This window comes from Agromyces albus (assembly GCF_004134825.1).
Taxonomy (GTDB): Bacteria; Actinomycetota; Actinomycetes; order Actinomycetales; family Microbacteriaceae; genus Agromyces; species Agromyces albus.
In genome coordinates this window covers 33,984-51,479 of sequence record NZ_SDPN01000022.1, presented here as the reverse complement: position 1 = coordinate 51,479, position 17,496 = coordinate 33,984, and the positions used below count along the sequence as shown (strand labels likewise).

Sequence of the window (17,496 nt, the reverse complement as noted above, 5' to 3'; positions counted from 1 at the left end):
CGCACCATGCGCCGCGACATCCCCTTGCAGGGCCGACGACGTCCCCCGCTGACAACTAGTTGATGAGGACGGTCCACGTGTCGCTCACCCCACCCTTCTCGAGGTTCGGCTCCGTTCCCGCCGCGCAGGGCATGTACGACCCTGCCGCCGAGAAGGACGCCTGCGGCCTTGCGATGGTCGCGACCCTTCGCGGCACGGCGGGTCATGACATCATCACGACCGCGCTCGATGCGCTGCGCCACCTCGAGCACCGCGGCGCGGTCGGATCCGACGCCGGCACCGGTGACGGCGCAGGCATCGTCACGCAAGTGCCCGACGCGTTCCTGCGCGCCGTCGTGCCCTTCCCCCTGCCCGCCGCCGGCGCCTACGCGGTCGGCAATGCCTTCCTCCCCGTCGACCCGACGTCGCGCAGCTCGGTCAAGCAGCGCGTGCAGGAGATCGCGGCATCCGAAGGCCTCTCGGTCATCGGATGGCGCGAGGTGCCGGTGCGGCCCGATGAGCTCGGCACGCTCGCCCGCGCCGCGATGCCCGTCGTGCAGCAGCTGTTCGTGCAGTCGTCGGCGACGACGTCGATGGGGGAGCACCGCGAGGGCAGCGACCTCGACCGGTTGGCATTCCGCTTCCGCAAGCGGGCCGAGCGCGAGCTCGAGCTCTACTTCGCGTCGCTGTCGTGCCGAACCATGGTCTACAAGGGCATGGTCACGACGCTCCAGCTCGAGCCGTTCTACCCCGATCTCTCCGACGAGCGGTTCGCGTCGAAGCTCGCGCTCGTGCACTCGCGCTACTCCACGAACACCTTCCCATCGTGGCCGCTCGCGCAGCCGTTCCGCATGATCGCGCACAACGGCGAGATCAACACGATTCAGGGCAACCGCAACTGGATGCGCGCCCGCCAGTCGCAGCTCGAGTCGGAGCTGCTCGGCGACCTCGCGCCGATCCTGCCGATCGTGACGCCCGGGGCGAGTGACTCGGCGTCCTTCGACGAGGTCGTCGAGCTCCTGACCCTCTCCGGACGCAGCCTTCCCCACGCGATCATGATGATGGTGCCGGAGGCGTGGGAGAACCAGACCGAGATCGCACCCGCGCGTCGTGCGTTCTACGAGTACCACTCGATGCTCATGGAGCCGTGGGACGGCCCGGCGGCGATCGTGTTCACCGACGGAACCCTCGTCGGCGCCACGCTCGACCGCAACGGGCTCCGTCCGGGGCGTTACGTCGTCACCGACGACGGGCTCGTGGTGCTCGCGAGCGAGATCGGCGTGCTCGACATCGAGCAGAGCAAGATCGTCCGCAAGGGCCGCCTGCAGCCCGGGCGCATGTTCCTCGTCGACACCGAGGCGGGGCGCCTCATCGAAGACGACGAGATCAAGGCCGAGCTCGCCGCATCCGAGCCGTGGGCGGACTGGCTCGAAGAGGGCCGGATCCGGCTCACCGAGCTCCCCGAGCGCGAGCACATCGTGCACCCGCCGGCATCGGTCACCCGCCGACAGCGCACCTTCGGCTACACCGAGGAGGAGGTCAAGATCCTGCTCGCGCCGATGGCGCGCACGGGGCAGGAGCCCCTCGGCGCCATGGGATCCGACACCCCGATCGCCGTGCTCTCCGAGCGCCCGCGACTGCTGTTCGACTACTTCACGCAGCAGTTCGCGCAGGTCACGAACCCGCCGCTCGACTCCATTCGCGAAGCGGTCGTCACCTCGCTCGGCTCGTCGCTCGGCCCCGAGCGCAACCTGCTCACGGCCGGGCCCGACCACGCCCGCCAGGTGTCGCTCGACTTCCCCGTGATCGACAACGACGAACTCGCGAAGATCGTGCACATCGATCCGCACGTCGGCTCGTCGAAGACGAAGACGCTCAAAGGCCTCTACCGAGTCGACGACGGTCCTGAGGCGATGCGGGCACGGCTCGACGCGCTCTGCGCCGAGGTCGACGAGGCGATCGACGAGGGCGCGTCCTTCATCGTGCTGAGCGATCGCGACTCCACGAAGGACCTCGCGCCGATCCCGTCGTTGCTCATGCTGTCGGCAGTGCACCACCACCTGATCCGGTCCGAGAACCGCATGAAGGTCGGGCTCGTCGTCGAGGCCGGGGATGTGCGCGAGGTGCACCACGTGGCGCTGCTCGTCGGCTACGGGGCATCCGCCGTGAACCCCTACCTCGCGATGGAGACGTGCGAAGACCTCGTGCGTTCCGGCGTCATCACGGGCGTGACTCCCGAGCAGGCCGTTCGCAATGTCATCAAGGCGCTCGGCAAGGGCGTGCTGAAGATCATGTCGAAGATGGGCATCTCGACGATCTCGTCGTATGCCGGCGCGCAGGCGTTCGAGGCGGTGGGCCTCTCGCAGGAGTTCATCGACGAGTACTTCACCGGCACGACCTCGAAGCTCGGAGGCATCGGCATCGACGTCGTCGCGGCCGAGAACCTCGACCGGCATGCCGCCGCGTACCCGCAAGACGCCGCGGTGCGCGCCCACGAGCGGCTTCGCACCGGCGGCGAGTACCAGTGGCGCCGCGACGGCTCGCCGCACCTCTTCAACCCCGAGACGGTCTTCCGCCTGCAGCATTCGACCCGCAATCGCCGGTACGACGTGTTCCGCGAGTACACCTCGATGGTCGACTCGCAGGCCGAGGAGCTCATGACGCTGCGCGGCATGTTCGCGCTGCGCACCGGCACGAGGCCCGCAGTGCCGATCGACGAGGTCGAATCGGTCGAGTCCATCGTGAAGCGGTTCTCGACGGGCGCGATGAGCTACGGCTCCATCTCGCAAGAGGCGCACGAGTCGCTCGCGATCGCGATGAACCGGCTCGGTGCGAAGTCGAACACCGGAGAGGGCGGCGAAGACCTCGACCGCCTGCTCGACCCTGAGCGCCGCAGTGCCATCAAGCAGGTGGCGTCGGGCCGCTTCGGTGTGACGAGCATGTACCTCACGCACGCCGACGACATCCAGATCAAACTCGCCCAGGGTGCCAAGCCCGGCGAGGGCGGCCAGCTGCCGCCGACGAAGGTCTATCCGTGGGTCGCGCGCACGCGTCACGCGACGGCCGGCGTCGGGCTCATCTCGCCGCCGCCGCACCACGACATCTACTCGATCGAAGACCTGAAGCAGCTCATCTTCGACCTGAAGCGGGCCAACCCCAAGGCGCGCATCCACACGAAGCTCGTGAGCCAGTCGGGCATCGGCGCCGTCGCCGCGGGTGTCGCGAAGGCGCTCTCCGACGTCATCCTCGTCTCGGGGCACGACGGCGGCACGGGTGCGAGCCCGCTCAACTCGCTCAAGCACGCCGGCACGCCCTGGGAACTCGGTCTCGCCGAGACGCAGCAGACGCTCATGCTCAACGGCATGCGCGACCGCGTCGTCGTGCAGGTCGACGGCCAGCTGAAGACCGGCCGTGACGTCATCATCGGCGCGCTGCTCGGCGCAGAGGAGTTCGGGTTCGCCACGGCTCCGCTCGTCGTGCAGGGTTGCGTCATGATGCGGGTCTGCCACCTCGACACGTGCCCGGTCGGCGTCGCGACGCAGAACCCCGAGCTCCGCAAGCGCTTCACGGGCAAGCCCGAGTTCGTCGTGAACTTCTTCGAGTTCATCGCCCAGGAGGTGCGCGAGTACCTCGCAGCGCTCGGCTACCGCAGCATCGACGAGATCATCGGGCGTCGCGAGCTGCTCGACATCGACCGCGCCGTGTCGCACTGGAAGGCGTCGGGGCTCGACCTCTCGCCGGTGCTCGTCGGACCCGACTTCGCGGAGTCGGAGCCTCGCCGGAATGCCCGGTCGCAAGACCACGAGCTCGACGAGCACTTCGACAACGAGCTCATCCGCCGCAGCCAGCTCGTGATCGACGGCGGCGGGAGCGTGCGTATCGAGCTGCCGATCAAGAACACCGAGCGCGCGGTCGGAACGATGCTCGGCCATGAGGTCACGGTTCGTCGCGGCGAGCACGGCCTGCCCCCGGGTTCGATCGACGTCACGCTGACCGGCTCCGCAGGGCAGTCTTTCGGCGCCTTCCTGCCGAGCGGCATCACCCTGCGCCTCGAGGGCGACTCCAACGACTACGTCGGCAAGGGCCTCTCGGGCGGTCAGCTCGTGCTGCGTCCCTCGCGCGACAGCGGCTTCGTCGCCGAGCACAACGTCATCGCCGGCAACGTCATCGGCTACGGCGCCACGCAAGGCAGCATGTTCATCCGCGGCATCGTGGGCGAACGGTTCCTCGTGCGCAACTCCGGTGCGACCGCGGTCGTCGAAGGTGTCGGCGATCACGCGCTCGAGTACATGACCGGCGGACTCGCCCTCATCCTCGGCGAGACCGGCCGCAACCTCGGTGCCGGCATGTCGGGCGGCACCGCCTACGTGCTCGGATTGCGAGAGGGCCGCGTGAACAACGATTCGCTCACGAGCGGCGAGCTCGAGCTGCTGCCGCTCGGCAGCGCAGATCGCGAGATCGTGCGCGACCTGCTCGAGCAGCATCTCGAGACCACCGACTCGGCAGTCGCGGCGCAACTCCTCGCCGAGGGCGACGCGGCGCTCGATCGCTTCACCAAGGTGCTTCCGCGCGACTACGCGGCAGTGCTCCGCACCCGCCAGAGCGCCGTCGACGAGGGGCTCGACCCCGACGGCGACGTCGTCTGGACACGAATTCTGGAGGTGACAGGTGGCTGAATCGACGGTCGTCTGGACCCGAGCTGTGCTCCCCGAGACCCTGGAGGTGTCGCGTGGCTGACCCGAAGGGCTTTCTGAAGGTCACCGAGCGTGAGCTGCCCAAGCGGCGGCCCGTTCCGGTGCGCATCATGGACTGGAAAGAGGTCTATGAACAGGGCGACCCCGCCCAGCTCCGCCGCCAGGCCGGGCGCTGCATGGACTGCGGCATCCCGTTCTGCCACCAGGGCTGCCCGCTCGGCAACCTCATTCCCGAGTGGAACGACCTCACGTGGCGCGGCGAGGGCCGGGCCGCGATCGAGCGGTTGCACGCGACGAACAACTTCCCCGAGTTCACGGGCCGGCTGTGCCCGGCGCCGTGCGAGTCGGCGTGCGTGCTCGCGATCAACCAGCCGGCCGTGACCATCAAGCAGGTCGAGGTGTCGATCATCGACGAGGCGTTCGGCAACGGATGGGTGCAGCCGCAGCCGCCCGGCCGGCTCACCGGCAAGACGGTCGCGGTCGTCGGCTCTGGACCCGCCGGACTCGCCGCGGCCCAGCAGCTCACTCGTGCCGGCCACACCGTCGCCGTGTACGAGCGCGACGACCGCATCGGCGGCCTGCTGCGCTACGGCATCCCCGACTTCAAGATGGAGAAGAAGCACATCGACCAGCGTCTCGCGCAGATGACGGCCGAGGGCACCCGGTTCCGCGCCGGCGTCGACATCGGCGTGGACATCACGTGGGAGCAGCTGCGCGCGCGCTACGACGCCGTGGTCGTCGCGACCGGTGCGATGGTGCCGCGCGACCTGCCGATCCCGGGTCGCGACCTGCCCGGCGTGCACTTCGCCATGGACTACCTCACGCAGTCCAACCGGCACCTCGCGGGCGACAACGTGTTCGACCAGATCACCGCGGAGGGCAAGCACGTCGTCGTCCTCGGCGGCGGCGACACCGGCGCCGACTGCATCGGCACTGCACACCGGCAGGGTGCGCTCTCGGTCACGAATCTCGCGATCGGCAAGGAGCCGAGCGCGGTCCGCCCGCCCGAGCAGCCCTGGCCGATGCATCCGACGATCTTCGAGGTCCAGAGCGCCCACGAGGAGGGCGGCAACCGCCACTACCTCGTCTCGACCGTCGAGTTCGTCCCGAACGACGTCGGCGAGCTTCGGGCGATCCGCGTCGCCGAGACAGAGTACCTCGACGGGCGCCGGGTGCCCAAGGCCGGCACCGAGCGCGAGATTCCCGCCGACCTCGTGCTCCTCGCCCTCGGATTCACGGGCCCCGAGACCCGTACGCTCGACGAGCAGCTGCAGCTTCCGGTCACCGATCGGGGCAACATCGCGCGTGACGACGACTACGCCACGGCGCAGCCGGGAGTGTTCGTCGCCGGTGACGCAGGCCGCGGCCAGTCGCTCATCGTGTGGGCGATCGCCGAGGGTCGCGCTGCGGCATCCGCCGTCGACCGGTACCTTGAAGGCGAGACGCTGCTGCCGAGCCCCATCCCCGCGACGGCTCGCGCGTTCTCCATCTGAACCCCGACGCGCCGCACGGCGCGCCGCGACCCCCGAATCAGCGCTTCGGCGCGGAACACCAGGAGCACAACCACATGAGACGAGCGAAGATCGTCGCCACCCTCGGCCCGGCGACGTCGAGCTACGAACAGATCCGGGCGATCATCGATGCGGGCGTCGACGTCGCTCGCATGAACCTCAGCCACGGCACCTACGACGTGCATGAGGGGGTCTACCAGAACATCAGGAAGGCCGCGAACGACTCGGGCCGGGCGGTTGCTGTACTCGTCGACCTGCAGGGCCCGAAGATCCGGCTCGGCAAGTTCGACGGCGGGCCATACGAGCTCGCCGCTGGCGACACGTTCAAGATCACGACCGACGACATCATCGGCTCGAAGGAGATCGTCAGCACGACCTACAAGGGCCTGCCCGACGATGTGAGCGCGGGCGACTTCCTCCTCATCGACGACGGCAAGGTTCGCGTCGAGGTGGTCGAGACCGACGGCACCGTCGTCACGACTCGAGTCGTGGTGGCCGGCCCCGTGTCGAACAACAAGGGCATCAACCTCCCGGGTGTCGCGGTCAACGTTCCCGCGCTCTCCGAGAAGGACGAGGACGACCTCCGCTGGGGCCTCGAACTCGGCGCCGACCTCATCGCCCTGTCGTTCGTGCGGAACGCCTCCGACATCACGCGCGTGCACGAGATCATGGACGAGGTCGGCCGGCGCGTGCCGGTCATCGCGAAGATCGAGAAGCCGCAAGCCGTCGACGCGCTCGAGGAGATCGCCGAGGCGTTCGACTCGATCATGGTCGCGCGAGGCGACCTCGGCGTCGAGCTCCCGCTCGAGGCAGTGCCGATCGTGCAGAAGCGCGCAGTCGAGATCGCCCGCCGCCTCGCCAAGCCCGTCATCGTGGCGACGCAGATGCTCGAGTCGATGATCCACAGCCCGGTCCCGACGCGAGCCGAGACCTCCGACGTCGCGAACGCGGTGCTCGACGGCGCCGACGCGGTCATGCTCTCCGGAGAGACGAGCGTCGGTGAGTATCCCGTCGTCACGGTGCAGACCATGGCCCGCATCGTCGAGTCGACCGAGCAGCACGGGCTCGACCGCATCCTGCCGCTCGGCACCAAGCCGCGCACGCAGGCCGGCGCGATCACGCTCGCGGCCGTCGAGGTCGCCGACTTCGTTCGCGCGAAGTACCTCTGCGTGTTCACCGAGTCGGGGGAGTCGGTGCGCCGGATGTCGCGGCTCCGCTCCGAGATCCCCATCCTCGCCTTCACGCCCGACCCCGCCATCCGGCGCCGTATGGCGCTGAACTGGGGCGTCGAGTCGTTCGTCGTCGACCGCGTGACCCACACCGACCAGATGGTCGGACAGGTCGACGACGTGCTCGCGAAGACCGGCAAGGCGGCCAAGGGCGAGAAGGTCGTCATCATCTCGGGTTCCCCTCCCGGAATCCCCGGCACCACCAACGACGTGCGCGTGCACGTCGTGGGCGAGGTGCTCTAACCGCAGCCCGTCGGGCCCGGCACCCCACGGGGTGCCGGGCCCGACGCATGCCAGAATGCGGGTATGACCGTCGAGTTCGAATGCCGCACTCGCCTGTCGCTCAGCGTGCAGGAGGCATTCGACCGGTCGAGGAGCATCGACGCGCACACGGCGTCGATGGCCGCCTCGCGCGAGCATGCCGTCGCGGGCGTCACCTCAGGCCTCATCGGCCTCGACGAGGAGGTGACCTGGCGCGCCTGGCATTTCGGGGTGCCGATCCGCCTGACGAGCCGGATCACGCGGATGTCGCCGCCCCACGTATTCGTCGACGAGCAGGTGAAGGGGCCGTTCCGGTCCTTCCGTCACGAGCACCGGTTCATGCCCGATTCCGGCGGCGGAACCATCATGATCGACCGGGTGCGCCTCGTGGCGCCGCTGGGCGTGCTCGGATGGCTCGCGGAGCTCGTCGTCGGCCCGTACCTTCAGCGTCTCATCGAGCGACGCAATGCGTTTCTCCGCGACGCCGCTCCGGGCTGAGCGCCAGTGAGCGCCGGTCATCGGTGCCGGTGGTGGGGGTCGAACCCACACGCCCTTTCGGGCAAAGCATTTTGAGTGCTCCGCGTCTGCCATTCCGCCACACCGGCCAAGGGCCCTGCTCAGAATACCGTAGGCTTTCCTCCGTGACAGACACCGAAAGCACCCAGTCGGCGCCACGGCGCGTGGTCGTGGCGGAGGATGAGTCGCTCATCCGCCTCGACATCGTCGAGATCCTTCGCGACAACGGCTTCGAGGTCGTTGGAGAGGCCGGTGACGGCGAGACCGCGGTGGCACTCGCGACGGAGCTTCGTCCCGACCTCGTGATCATGGACGTGAAGATGCCGCAGCTCGACGGCATCTCCGCGGCCGAACGCCTCTCGAAGGGCCACATCGCCCCGGTCGTGCTCCTCACGGCGTTCAGCCAGAAGGAGCTCGTCGAGCGCGCGACCGAAGCCGGCGCCCTCGCCTACGTGGTGAAGCCGTTCACGCCGAACGACCTGCTGCCCGCGATCGAGATCGCCTTGGCCCGCCACGCCCAGATCATCGCGCTCGAAGCCGAAGTCGGCGACCTCGTCGAGCGATTCGAGACCCGCAAGCTCGTCGACCGGGCGAAGGGCCTGCTCAACGAGAAGATGGGCCTCACCGAACCCGAGGCGTTCCGCTGGATCCAGAAGGCCTCCATGGACCGCAGGCTCACGATGAAAGACGTCTCGCAGGCGATCATCGAGCAGCTCTCGCAGAAGAAGTAACGCAGACCCCGATCATCGGATGCCGCGACGACACGTTCGTCGCGGCATCCGTCGTCTGGGGGCTAGGCCTGCTTCAGGTCCCGGATCAGGTTCGTGATGCGGATCGTCGAACACCGTCGGCCCTGGTCGTCGGTCACCGCGATCTCGTGCGTCGTGAGCGTGCGGCCGAGGTGGATCGGCGTGCAGACGGCCGTGACCCAGCCACTCGAGGCCGAGCGCGTGTGCGTCGCGTTGATCTCGATGCCCACCGCGAGCCGGCCCTCGCCGGCCCAGAGGTTCGCGGCCATCGAACCGAGCGATTCGCCGAGCACGACATACGCCCCGCCGTGCAGGAGCATTGCGGGCTGCGTGTTGCCCTCGACCGGCATCTTCGCGACCGAGCGCTCGACCGAGAATTCGAGGAATTCGATGCCCATCTTGTCGGCCAGCGCGCCGATTCCCCGGGCCTGGAGGTAGTCGATGGGATCGGTCGTCTGCGTCATACTCGCCTTCGAGATCGAGCCGGCGAACCGTGTCGTCGGTCGCTTGTAGGCTTGGGGGGTGTCGGACGCAGAAAAGCCTACCCTCCTCGTGATCGACGGCCATTCGTTGGCGTTCCGGGCGTTCTACGCCCTCCCGGTCGACAGCTTCCAGACCCGTGACGGACAGCACACGAATGCCATTCACGGGTTCCTCTCGATGCTCCTCCTGCTGCTGCAGAACGAGAAGCCCACGCACCTCGCGGTCGCGTTCGACATCTCGCGGTTCTCGTTCCGCAACCGCGACTACGCCGAGTACAAGGGCACCCGCAGCGAGACGCCGCCCGAGTTCAAGGGGCAGGTGCCTCTGCTGCAAGACGCACTGAAGGCGATGCGCGTGCGCACGATCGAGAAGGAGGACTTCGAGGCCGACGACATCCTCGCGACGCTCGCCGCGCGCGGCGTGGCCGAGGGCTACCGTGTGCTGCTCGTCTCGGGCGACCGCGACACCATCCAGCTCGTCAACGACGACGTCACGCTGCTGTACCCGAACACCCAGGGAGTCTCGCAGCTGAAGCGCTACGACACCGCCGCGGTCATCGAGCGCTACGGCATCCGTCCCGAGCAGTATCCCGACGTCGCGGCGCTCGTCGGCGAGTCGAGCGACAACCTCATCGGCATCACGAAGGTGGGCGAGAAGACCGCCGTCAAGTGGCTCGGCCTCTACGGCGACCTCGACGGCATCCTGGCGCACGCCGACGAGATCAAGGGCGTCGTCGGGCAGAACCTCCGCGACGAGAAGGAGAACGCGATCCGCAACCGGCGGCTCAACAAGCTCGTCACCGATGTGCCGCTCGACGTCTCGATCGACGAGTTCGCCACCCAGCCGATCGACGAAGACGCCGTGCGCGAGCTCTTCGGCCGCCTCGAGTTCAGAACACTGCTCGAACGCGTCATGAAGATCGCCGCGGCGAACGGCAACGGCGGCATCTCAGCGCCGGCCGAGGTCGAGGCCATCGAGGCCGTCGCCGAAGTGGTGGCAGCGCCATCTGCCCCCACCACTCGTCTCCTGCTCGACGAGGAGCTTGCGCTGTGGCTCGAGCGTGCAGTCGCGGCCGAGCCCGCGGGTCTCGGGCTCAGTCTCGAGATCGTCGACGGCAAGGTCATCGGCGCCGGCATCGCGACCTCCGACGAGACGGTGCACCTGCACTGGCAGCCGGGGCGGGCCGACTACGCCGCGTTCGAGACGTGGCTCGCGAGCGATTCGCCCAAGATCATGACCGATGCGAAGACGCAGTTGAAGGCGCTCACCCGGTCGGGGCTCGCGTTCGACGGACTCGTCGTCGATACGCTTGTGGCCGGATGGCTCGTGCGCCCGATCCTCGCCGAGAAGACGCTCGCCGACCTCGTGTCGCAGTACCTCGGCGAGACCGTTCCGCAAGCCGATCCGAGCCAGTTGCTGCCCGAAGAGGGCACCGACGCAGGCGCTCCCGAGTACGCCTGGTACACGTTGCGGCTCGCGCCCGTGGTGCTGCGCTCGCTGTCCGAGAGCTCCCGCCGTCTCCTCGCCGAGGTCGAGATGCCCCTCGTGCCCGTGCTCGCGGCGATGGAGCTCCGCGGGGTCACGGTCGATCATCCTGAACTTGCCGCGCTCTCCAGCCAGCTCGCCGAGCGAGCCGCGGGGCTGGCCGAGGCGGCGTTCGCCGAGATCGGCCGCGAGGTCAACCTCGGCTCCCCGAAGCAATTGCAGGAGGTGCTCTTCGACCAGCTCGGAATGCCGAAGACCCGCGCGACGAAGACCGGCTACACGACCGACGCGAGCGCACTCGCCGACCTGCAGGAGTCGAACCCGCACCCGTTCCTCGGCTACCTGCTCGAGCACCGCGACGCGACCAAGCTCCGCCAGATCGTCGAGTCGCTCGACAAGGCGATCGCCGGCGACGGTCGCATCCACACGACCTACTGGCAGATCGGTGCGGCCACCGGCCGCATGTCCTCGAACGACCCGAACCTGCAGAACATCCCCATCCGAACTGAAGAGGGCCGCCGCATCCGCAAGGCGTTCCGGCACGGCCCCGAGTACACCGAGCTCCTCACGGCCGACTACTCGCAGATCGAGATGCGCATCATGGCGCATCTCTCCGGCGACCCGGGGCTCATCGAGGCATTCAACGCCGGCGAAGATCTGCACCGATTCGTCGGTGCCCGGGTGTTCTCGGTCGATCCGGCTGACGTGACCCCGCTCATGCGCACGAAGGTGAAGGCGATGTCGTACGGCCTCGCCTACGGGCTCAGCGCGTTCGGCCTCTCGAAGCAGCTCCGCATCGACCGGGCAGAGGCGACGCAGCTCATGAAGGAGTACTTCGAGCGCTTCGGCGCCGTGCGCGGCTACCTCCGCGGCGTCGTCGAGCAAGCGAAGATCGACGGATACACCGAGACCATCTTCGGCCGGCGTCGCGCGTTCCCCGACCTCGCGAGCCCGAACCGCGTCCACCGCGAGAACGCCGAGCGTGCTGCGCTCAACTCGCCGATCCAGGGGTCCGCCGCCGACATCATCAAGATCGCGATGTCGCGTGTCGAAGCCGACATCGCCGCGCGAGGGCTCGGCAGCCGCATGCTCATGCAGGTGCACGACGAGCTCGTCTTCGAGGTCGCGCCGGGTGAGTCCGAAGCGCTCGAGGAGGTCGTGCGCGATCGGATGTCCAACGCCGCCGAACTCCTCGTTCCCCTCGACGTGCAGATCGGCCGGGGCGCGAACTGGGACGACGCGGCGCACTGAGCCGAACACATGCACGCCGAGGCATCCGTCGTCGTGCCGGTGTCCGATCGTGCCGCGCGAGCGTCGGAGGAGTGTCATAGGCTCGCTCCATGGCAGCGAGCGAACGAATTCCGACCGATATCGACCGCATCGCCGAGGAGTGGGTCGACGCCCTCGTCGAGTTGAGCCCCACACTCGGCACCTACATCGGTCGTCCCGAGGCCGACTCGCGCTTCGGCGACTACTCGCCCGATGGCCTCGAGCGCTCGGCCGAGGCGGTTCGTGGCACGCTCGCGCAGCTCGATGCCGCGACGGCGGTCGACGAGATCGACGTCGTCACCCTCGCCGACCTGCGCAGCGAGCTCACCCTCGACCTCGAGGCGCACGAAGCGGGCCTGCCGTTGCGCGACCTCAACGTCATCGCGAGCCCGGCGCAGGAGATCCGTGAGGTCTTCGACCTGATGTCGACCGACGACCTCGACGACTGGTCGACGATCTCCACTCGCCTGGCCGCCCTGCCCGGTGCACTCGACGGCTACATCGAGACGCTCAAGCTCGGCATCGAACGAGGAATCGTCCCCGCGGCGCGGCAGGTGCGCGAGGTCGCGGCGCAAGCCCACAAGCTCGAGCGAAACGACGGGTTCTTCGCCGAGTTCACCGGGGGAGCGCCGGCCGAGCTCCCCGCAACGCTGCGCGCCGACCTCGCCGGTCGTGCCGCCGAAGCGGGAAGCGCCTACGCCCGGCTCGCCGCCTTCCTGGAGCAGGAGCTCCTTCCGGTCGCAGGCGAGCACGATGCCGTCGGCCGTGAGATCTACGCCCTCCAGTCGCGCCGCTTCCTCGGCGCCGTGATCGACCTCGACGAGACCTACGAGTGGGGCATCGAGGAGCTCGCCCGAATGGTCGACGAGCAGGAGTCCATTGCGCGCGAGATCGTGCCCGGGGCATCCGTCGCCGAGGCCATCGCCTTCCTCGACGGCGACCCGAGCCGAAAGCTCCACGGCACCGAAGCGCTGCAACGCTGGATGCAGGAGACGAGCGACCGGGCCGTCGCCGAACTGGGCGCCACGCAGTTCGACATTCCCGCCGACATCCGCACCCTCGAGTGCATGATCGCGCCGACGCAAGAGGGCGGCATCTACTACACGGCGCCGACCGACGACTTCAGTCGGGCCGGCCGCATGTGGTGGTCGGTGCCCGAGGGCGTCACCGAGTTCGACACCTGGCGCGAGCTCACGACGGTCTACCACGAGGGCGTGCCCGGCCATCACCTGCAGATCGGCCAGGCGGTCGTGAATCGCGGCAAGCTCAACACCTGGCGCCGGCAGCTCGCGGGCACATCGGGTCACGCCGAGGGCTGGGCGCTCTACGCCGAGCGGCTCATGGAGGGCCTGGGCTACCTCGACGACCCCGCCGACCGGCTCGGCATGCTCGACGGCCAGCGCATGCGTGCAGCTCGCGTCGCGCTCGACATCGGCGTGCACCTCGGCAAGCAGCGCCCCGACGGCGAGGGTGTGTGGACGGGGGAGTACGCACTCGAGTTCCTCCGCCAGAACGTCAACATGAACGAGGGATTCGTGCGATTCGAGGTGAACCGTTACCTCGGCTGGCCCGGGCAGGCGCCGTCGTACAAGGTCGGCCAGCGCATCTGGGAGCAGCTCCGCGATGAGGTGAAGCGCCGTGAGGGCGCCGCGTTCGACATTCGCGAGTTCCACCGGCGCGCGCTCGACCTCGGCGGCGTCGGCCTCGACACGCTCCGCACGGCGCTCCTCGGCTGAGCCCGACGGGCTCAGGCGCGGCGGAGCCGCACCGTGACGCTTCCGGGCGAGTTCCACGTCGCATACAGGCGAGTGCCGCCGACCGCATCGGTGCCGTCGAGGAAGGAGTACGCCTCGCCGGGGTGGTAGTGCGGAGCGGGCGCAGTGCCCGTGGCTCCGTCGAGGTCGACCCGCAAGGTGGCTCCTGCGACCGTCACGGTGGCCTCGTCGTCGCCGAGGTGGAAGCGCCCGTCGCCGAGCGGTGCTGCGCCGGCGACATCCGGAACATCACGGAGCCCGATCTCGAGCGCATGCGCCGCCACCGGGCCGTCGGTCGTGACCGTGAGCTCGGCGCCCTCGTCGGTGAGCTCCACCGTCACCGAGGTGCGCAGGGGGAGGAGGTCCACCGACCGCTCGCCGAACGCCATCGCCGCTGCGAAGCGTCCCTCGAATTCGAGCGGATAGGCGCCGTTCGACTGTCGGAGCTGCTCCGGCAGGGGCTGGTAGTAGCCCGCGGCGAGCTCCTCGCGCATCACGAGCCGGTCGGGGTAGATCGAGTCGTACTCGACGGATGCCGCGCGGAACGGTCCGAGACCGAAGAAATCACGACTGAGGCGCACCGACGAGACCTCCACGCGCCCGAGCGCGAGCCGCAGGAAGGTCGGATTGCACGCGAGGCCCGAGGCGATCCGCCGTGCGACGGGCACGTCAGACCCGCCGTAGACGGTGGCCCAGTCACGCCCACGGGTGCGGCGAAGCAGCCGAACGCCGCCGAACCAGCGCACGGTCGCCGTCGACTCGCCGACGGCTCGAGCGATTTCCGCGGCCCGCCCCGGCCCGCCCTTCTCGGAAGCGGCGGCCAGGAGCCCGGCGCCCACCTCGTCGTCGAGCATCGCGTGAGCGAGCACGTCGACGGGGTCGACTCCGGGCAGGGTGAGCGCCCACGCCGTCGCCGCGCGGCACCGCGCACACGACACCGCGAAGCGAGCGAACTGCCCCGCGAACGATCCGAGCGGGAAGACCCCGTATTTCTGGTCCTGGCGGCGCGAATGCACGGTTTCGACCTCGCCGCCCGGCGCGGTGAGATCGAGCTGGGCATGCAGGTTGCGATGCACGAGCTCGAGCAGGTCGCTGCGGCCGAGCACGTCGGCGAGGGCGAGGAGCGATGGGTTCGACACGTGCGCCGCGTAGATCGCGCTGCGCTCGGAGTAAAGTCCGTCGGCGTCGATGTCGACCCCCTCGGCGAGCCACTCTTGGGCTCGTTCGATCGCCTGCTCCCCGATACCCGCCCCCAAGAGCTCGCCGGCTCCTGCGAGGGCGCCAGCGAGTTCCCACCGATGGTTCGGTGTGTGCACGCCGCCCACGATCAGCGCGGGCATCGCGCGGCGCAGCATCCGCTCGAGTCGTTCGCCGAGGTCGTCAGGCCAGGCTCCGGGACCCGCCGTGCGGAGCACGCGCAGCACGAGGGCGGCGTCGGTGATCGTGAAGGCCGAGTCGGGCGGCGAAGCGAGGTTGTCGCCGGAGGAGAACAGCCCCGTCGCCGTCTGCAGCTCCTCCAGCTCGCTCAGCCAGCGGGCGGCACCGGTCACCTCCGACGGGGTGGGTGCGGCGGAATGCACTCCCGACACGACGGCGGCCTTCACCATGGCCATGAGGCCGCGGTGACCACGGCGCCGTTGCTCGTCGGCCTCGTCGCCCTCGGTGAGCAGCGCCGCAACATGTGCACGGGCATCCGCCGCCAGCTGCGGGAGGCCCGCGTCGCTCGGGGTCGCGGCGCCGGTCACGCGGTCAGTCCTTGAGCCCGGAGTTGATGTCGGCACTCAGGATCTGGCGCTGGAAGATCGCGAACAGCACCACCATCGGCACGAGCGAGATGACGGATGCCGCCAGCAGCACCGACCAGTCGATGTTGTCAGCGCCGACAATGCTGCGCAGTGCGACCTGGAGGGTGTAGCGCTCGGGGTCGCGCAGGATCAGGAGCGGCCAGATGTAGTCGTTCCAGCGCCATTGGAAGGAGAAGATCGCGAGCACGACGGCGATCGGCTTGGCGAGCGGCAGCATGATCTTGAGGAACAGGCGGAACTCGCCGACCCCGTCGATACGCGCTGCCTCCATCAGTTCGTCGGGGATGGTGGAGAAGTACTGGCGGAACATGAAGATGCCGGTCGCGGTGATGATCGACGGCACGATGATGCCCGCGAGCGTGTCGTACAGCCCGAGATCGCGGACCACCGCGAACGAGCTCGGCATGATGACCTCGGTCGGCAGCATCGTCGTGGCGAGGATGCAGATGAAGAAGCCACGCAGCCACCACGATGTGTACTTCGCGAAGGCATACCCCGTCATCGCACTCACGATGACGGTGAGGGCCGTGGTGACCACTGCCACGACCGTGGTGTTGATGAAGTACTGCTGGAAGTCGAAACGGTTCCACGCGGTCACGAATCCCGCGACCGTCCAATCGCGCGGCAGGATCGTCAGCGGCAGGCTGAAGAGCTCGGACCCGGGCTTCAACGAGCTGAGCAGGAACCACGCCGTCGGGAACAGATATAGGGCGGCGAGGACCCAGAGGATGATCGTGCTCGGGGCGGCACGGAACGTCTTCATGCGAGGTCCCGCTTCCGGTCGAATTGCATCTGGACGAGCGCGATGAGCACCAGGATCGCCATGAGCACCATCGACGCGGCGCTCGCGTATCCGATGTCGGCCCGCTCGAACCCGGTGCGGTAGATGTACTGGACGATGAACATGTTCTGCGTGCCGGGGCCGCCGCCGTTGAGGGCCTGCACCATCGCGAATTCCTTCATGGAACCGATCGTGGTCAGCAGGATCACCATGAACGACGTGGGGGCGAGCAGGGGCAGGGTGATGCGACGGAAGCGAACCCAGGCGTTGGCGCCGTCGATCTCAGCCGCCTCGAGGTAGGACTTCGGAATGTTCCGGATGGCGGCGATGAACAGCAACATGTTGAACGCGGTGGTTGCCCACGTGCTCACGATGAGGATGAGGGCGAGTGCCAGTGACGCGTCGGTCTGCCAGTGCAGTCCGTCGCCGCCGAGGAGGGTGATGACGAAGTTGACGAACCCGAAGTTCTCGCCGAACAGCCACCGCCAGATCACGCCGGCGACGATCGGCGAGATCAGCCACGGGAGGAAGAAGATCACGCGTGCGGAGGATTTCCCCTTCGCGAGCGAGCTGGCCAGGAGCATCGCGATCCCCAGCGAGACCACGTAGTGCAGCGGAACCGAGAGCGCGGTGTAGAGGAAGGTTCGCGCCAGCGACGCGTAGAACGCATCGTCGGCGAAGAGGTCGACGTAGTTGTCGAGTCCGATGAAATCGAGGTCTCCCACACCGCTGTAGTCGGTGAAGGAGTACAAGAGCCCGAGGGCTCCGGGCCACACGAAGAACAGCAGGAAGAGCACGACGGCGACGGAGATGAACACGAGCGGCGCCAGCACGTGGGTCGTCGATGTTCGACGCTTCCGTGTTCGGCCCGCGCGGGGTATCGGTGCGGTCGGATCTGCCGTGGTCGGCGTCGTCAGCGTTCTGACGCTCATGCTGTCTCCCGGGTCGAGTCGATCGGTGCGGTGCGGCGGTGTGGCCGC

11 protein-coding genes and 1 tRNA gene are annotated in these 17,496 nt (G+C 68.5%); 7 read left to right on the top strand and 5 right to left on the bottom strand.

The genetic code is table 11. From position 1 onward, the window contains the following. Positions 1-131 precede the first annotated feature (131 nt). The 4 genes from gltB (at position 132) to ESP51_RS12425 (ending at position 8,172) form a co-directional block, all read left to right on the top strand. Positions 132-4,655, top strand: coding sequence for a glutamate synthase large subunit (gene gltB / locus ESP51_RS12440; RefSeq protein ID WP_241843146.1), 4,524 nt, complete (start codon positions 132-134; stop codon positions 4,653-4,655). A gap of 53 nt (positions 4,656-4,708) precedes the next feature. Next, positions 4,709-6,166, top strand: a complete 1,458-nt coding sequence (locus ESP51_RS12435; protein WP_129521218.1) for a glutamate synthase subunit beta — start codon at positions 4,709-4,711, stop codon at positions 6,164-6,166. A 74-nt stretch (positions 6,167-6,240) separates the two neighbouring features. After that, a complete protein-coding gene (pyk, locus tag ESP51_RS12430) occupies positions 6,241-7,656 on the top strand; it encodes a pyruvate kinase (RefSeq protein WP_129521217.1) in 1,416 nt (471 codons plus the stop codon). A gap of 63 nt (positions 7,657-7,719) precedes the next feature. Then, positions 7,720-8,172, top strand: a complete 453-nt coding sequence (locus ESP51_RS12425; protein WP_129521216.1) for an SRPBCC family protein — start codon at positions 7,720-7,722, stop codon at positions 8,170-8,172. Positions 8,173-8,196: 24 nt separating this feature from the next. Here ESP51_RS12425 and ESP51_RS12420 read toward each other — a convergent pair. Continuing rightward, a tRNA-Leu gene (locus tag ESP51_RS12420) sits at positions 8,197-8,279 on the bottom strand. 36 nt (positions 8,280-8,315) lie between these two features. Between ESP51_RS12420 and ESP51_RS12415 the strand changes: the two genes are divergently transcribed. Continuing rightward, positions 8,316-8,921 carry an ANTAR domain-containing response regulator gene (locus ESP51_RS12415; RefSeq protein ID WP_129521215.1) on the top strand — a complete coding sequence of 202 codons (606 nt, stop codon included), beginning with the start codon at positions 8,316-8,318 and terminating at the stop codon, positions 8,919-8,921. Between the two features lie 62 nt (positions 8,922-8,983). On the opposite strand, the gene ESP51_RS12410 is transcribed toward ESP51_RS12415, so the two are convergent. After that, complete coding sequence (locus tag ESP51_RS12410) at positions 8,984-9,403, bottom strand: hotdog fold thioesterase (protein ID WP_129521214.1); 420 nt, start codon at positions 9,401-9,403, stop codon at positions 8,984-8,986. A 58-nt stretch (positions 9,404-9,461) separates the two neighbouring features. Between ESP51_RS12410 and polA the strand changes: the two genes are divergently transcribed. Together polA and ESP51_RS12400 are read left to right on the top strand one after the other, a co-directional pair. Continuing rightward, positions 9,462-12,158 carry a DNA polymerase I gene (gene polA, locus ESP51_RS12405; protein WP_129521213.1) on the top strand — a complete coding sequence of 899 codons (2,697 nt, stop codon included), beginning with the start codon at positions 9,462-9,464 and terminating at the stop codon, positions 12,156-12,158. An 89-nt stretch (positions 12,159-12,247) separates the two neighbouring features. Further along, positions 12,248-13,912: a DUF885 domain-containing protein gene (locus ESP51_RS12400; protein WP_129521212.1), complete on the top strand. Its 1,665-nt coding sequence runs from the start codon at positions 12,248-12,250 to the stop codon at positions 13,910-13,912. A gap of 11 nt (positions 13,913-13,923) precedes the next feature. Here ESP51_RS12400 and ESP51_RS12395 read toward each other — a convergent pair whose 3' ends face one another. The 3 genes from ESP51_RS12395 to ESP51_RS12385 are packed head-to-tail and all read right to left on the bottom strand — an operon-like array spanning position 13,924 to position 17,448. Further along, positions 13,924-15,675, bottom strand: a complete 1,752-nt coding sequence (locus ESP51_RS12395) for a hypothetical protein (RefSeq protein WP_129521211.1) — start codon at positions 15,673-15,675, stop codon at positions 13,924-13,926. 4 nt (positions 15,676-15,679) lie between these two features. Next, positions 15,680-16,498: a carbohydrate ABC transporter permease gene (locus ESP51_RS12390; RefSeq protein ID WP_129521210.1), complete on the bottom strand. Its 819-nt coding sequence runs from the start codon at positions 16,496-16,498 to the stop codon at positions 15,680-15,682. Beyond that, positions 16,495-17,448 carry a carbohydrate ABC transporter permease gene (locus ESP51_RS12385; RefSeq protein WP_129521209.1) on the bottom strand — a complete coding sequence of 318 codons (954 nt, stop codon included), beginning with the start codon at positions 17,446-17,448 and terminating at the stop codon, positions 16,495-16,497. The genes ESP51_RS12390 and ESP51_RS12385 overlap by 4 nt, the downstream gene beginning before the upstream one ends. Between the last annotated feature and the right edge of the window lie 48 nt (positions 17,449-17,496).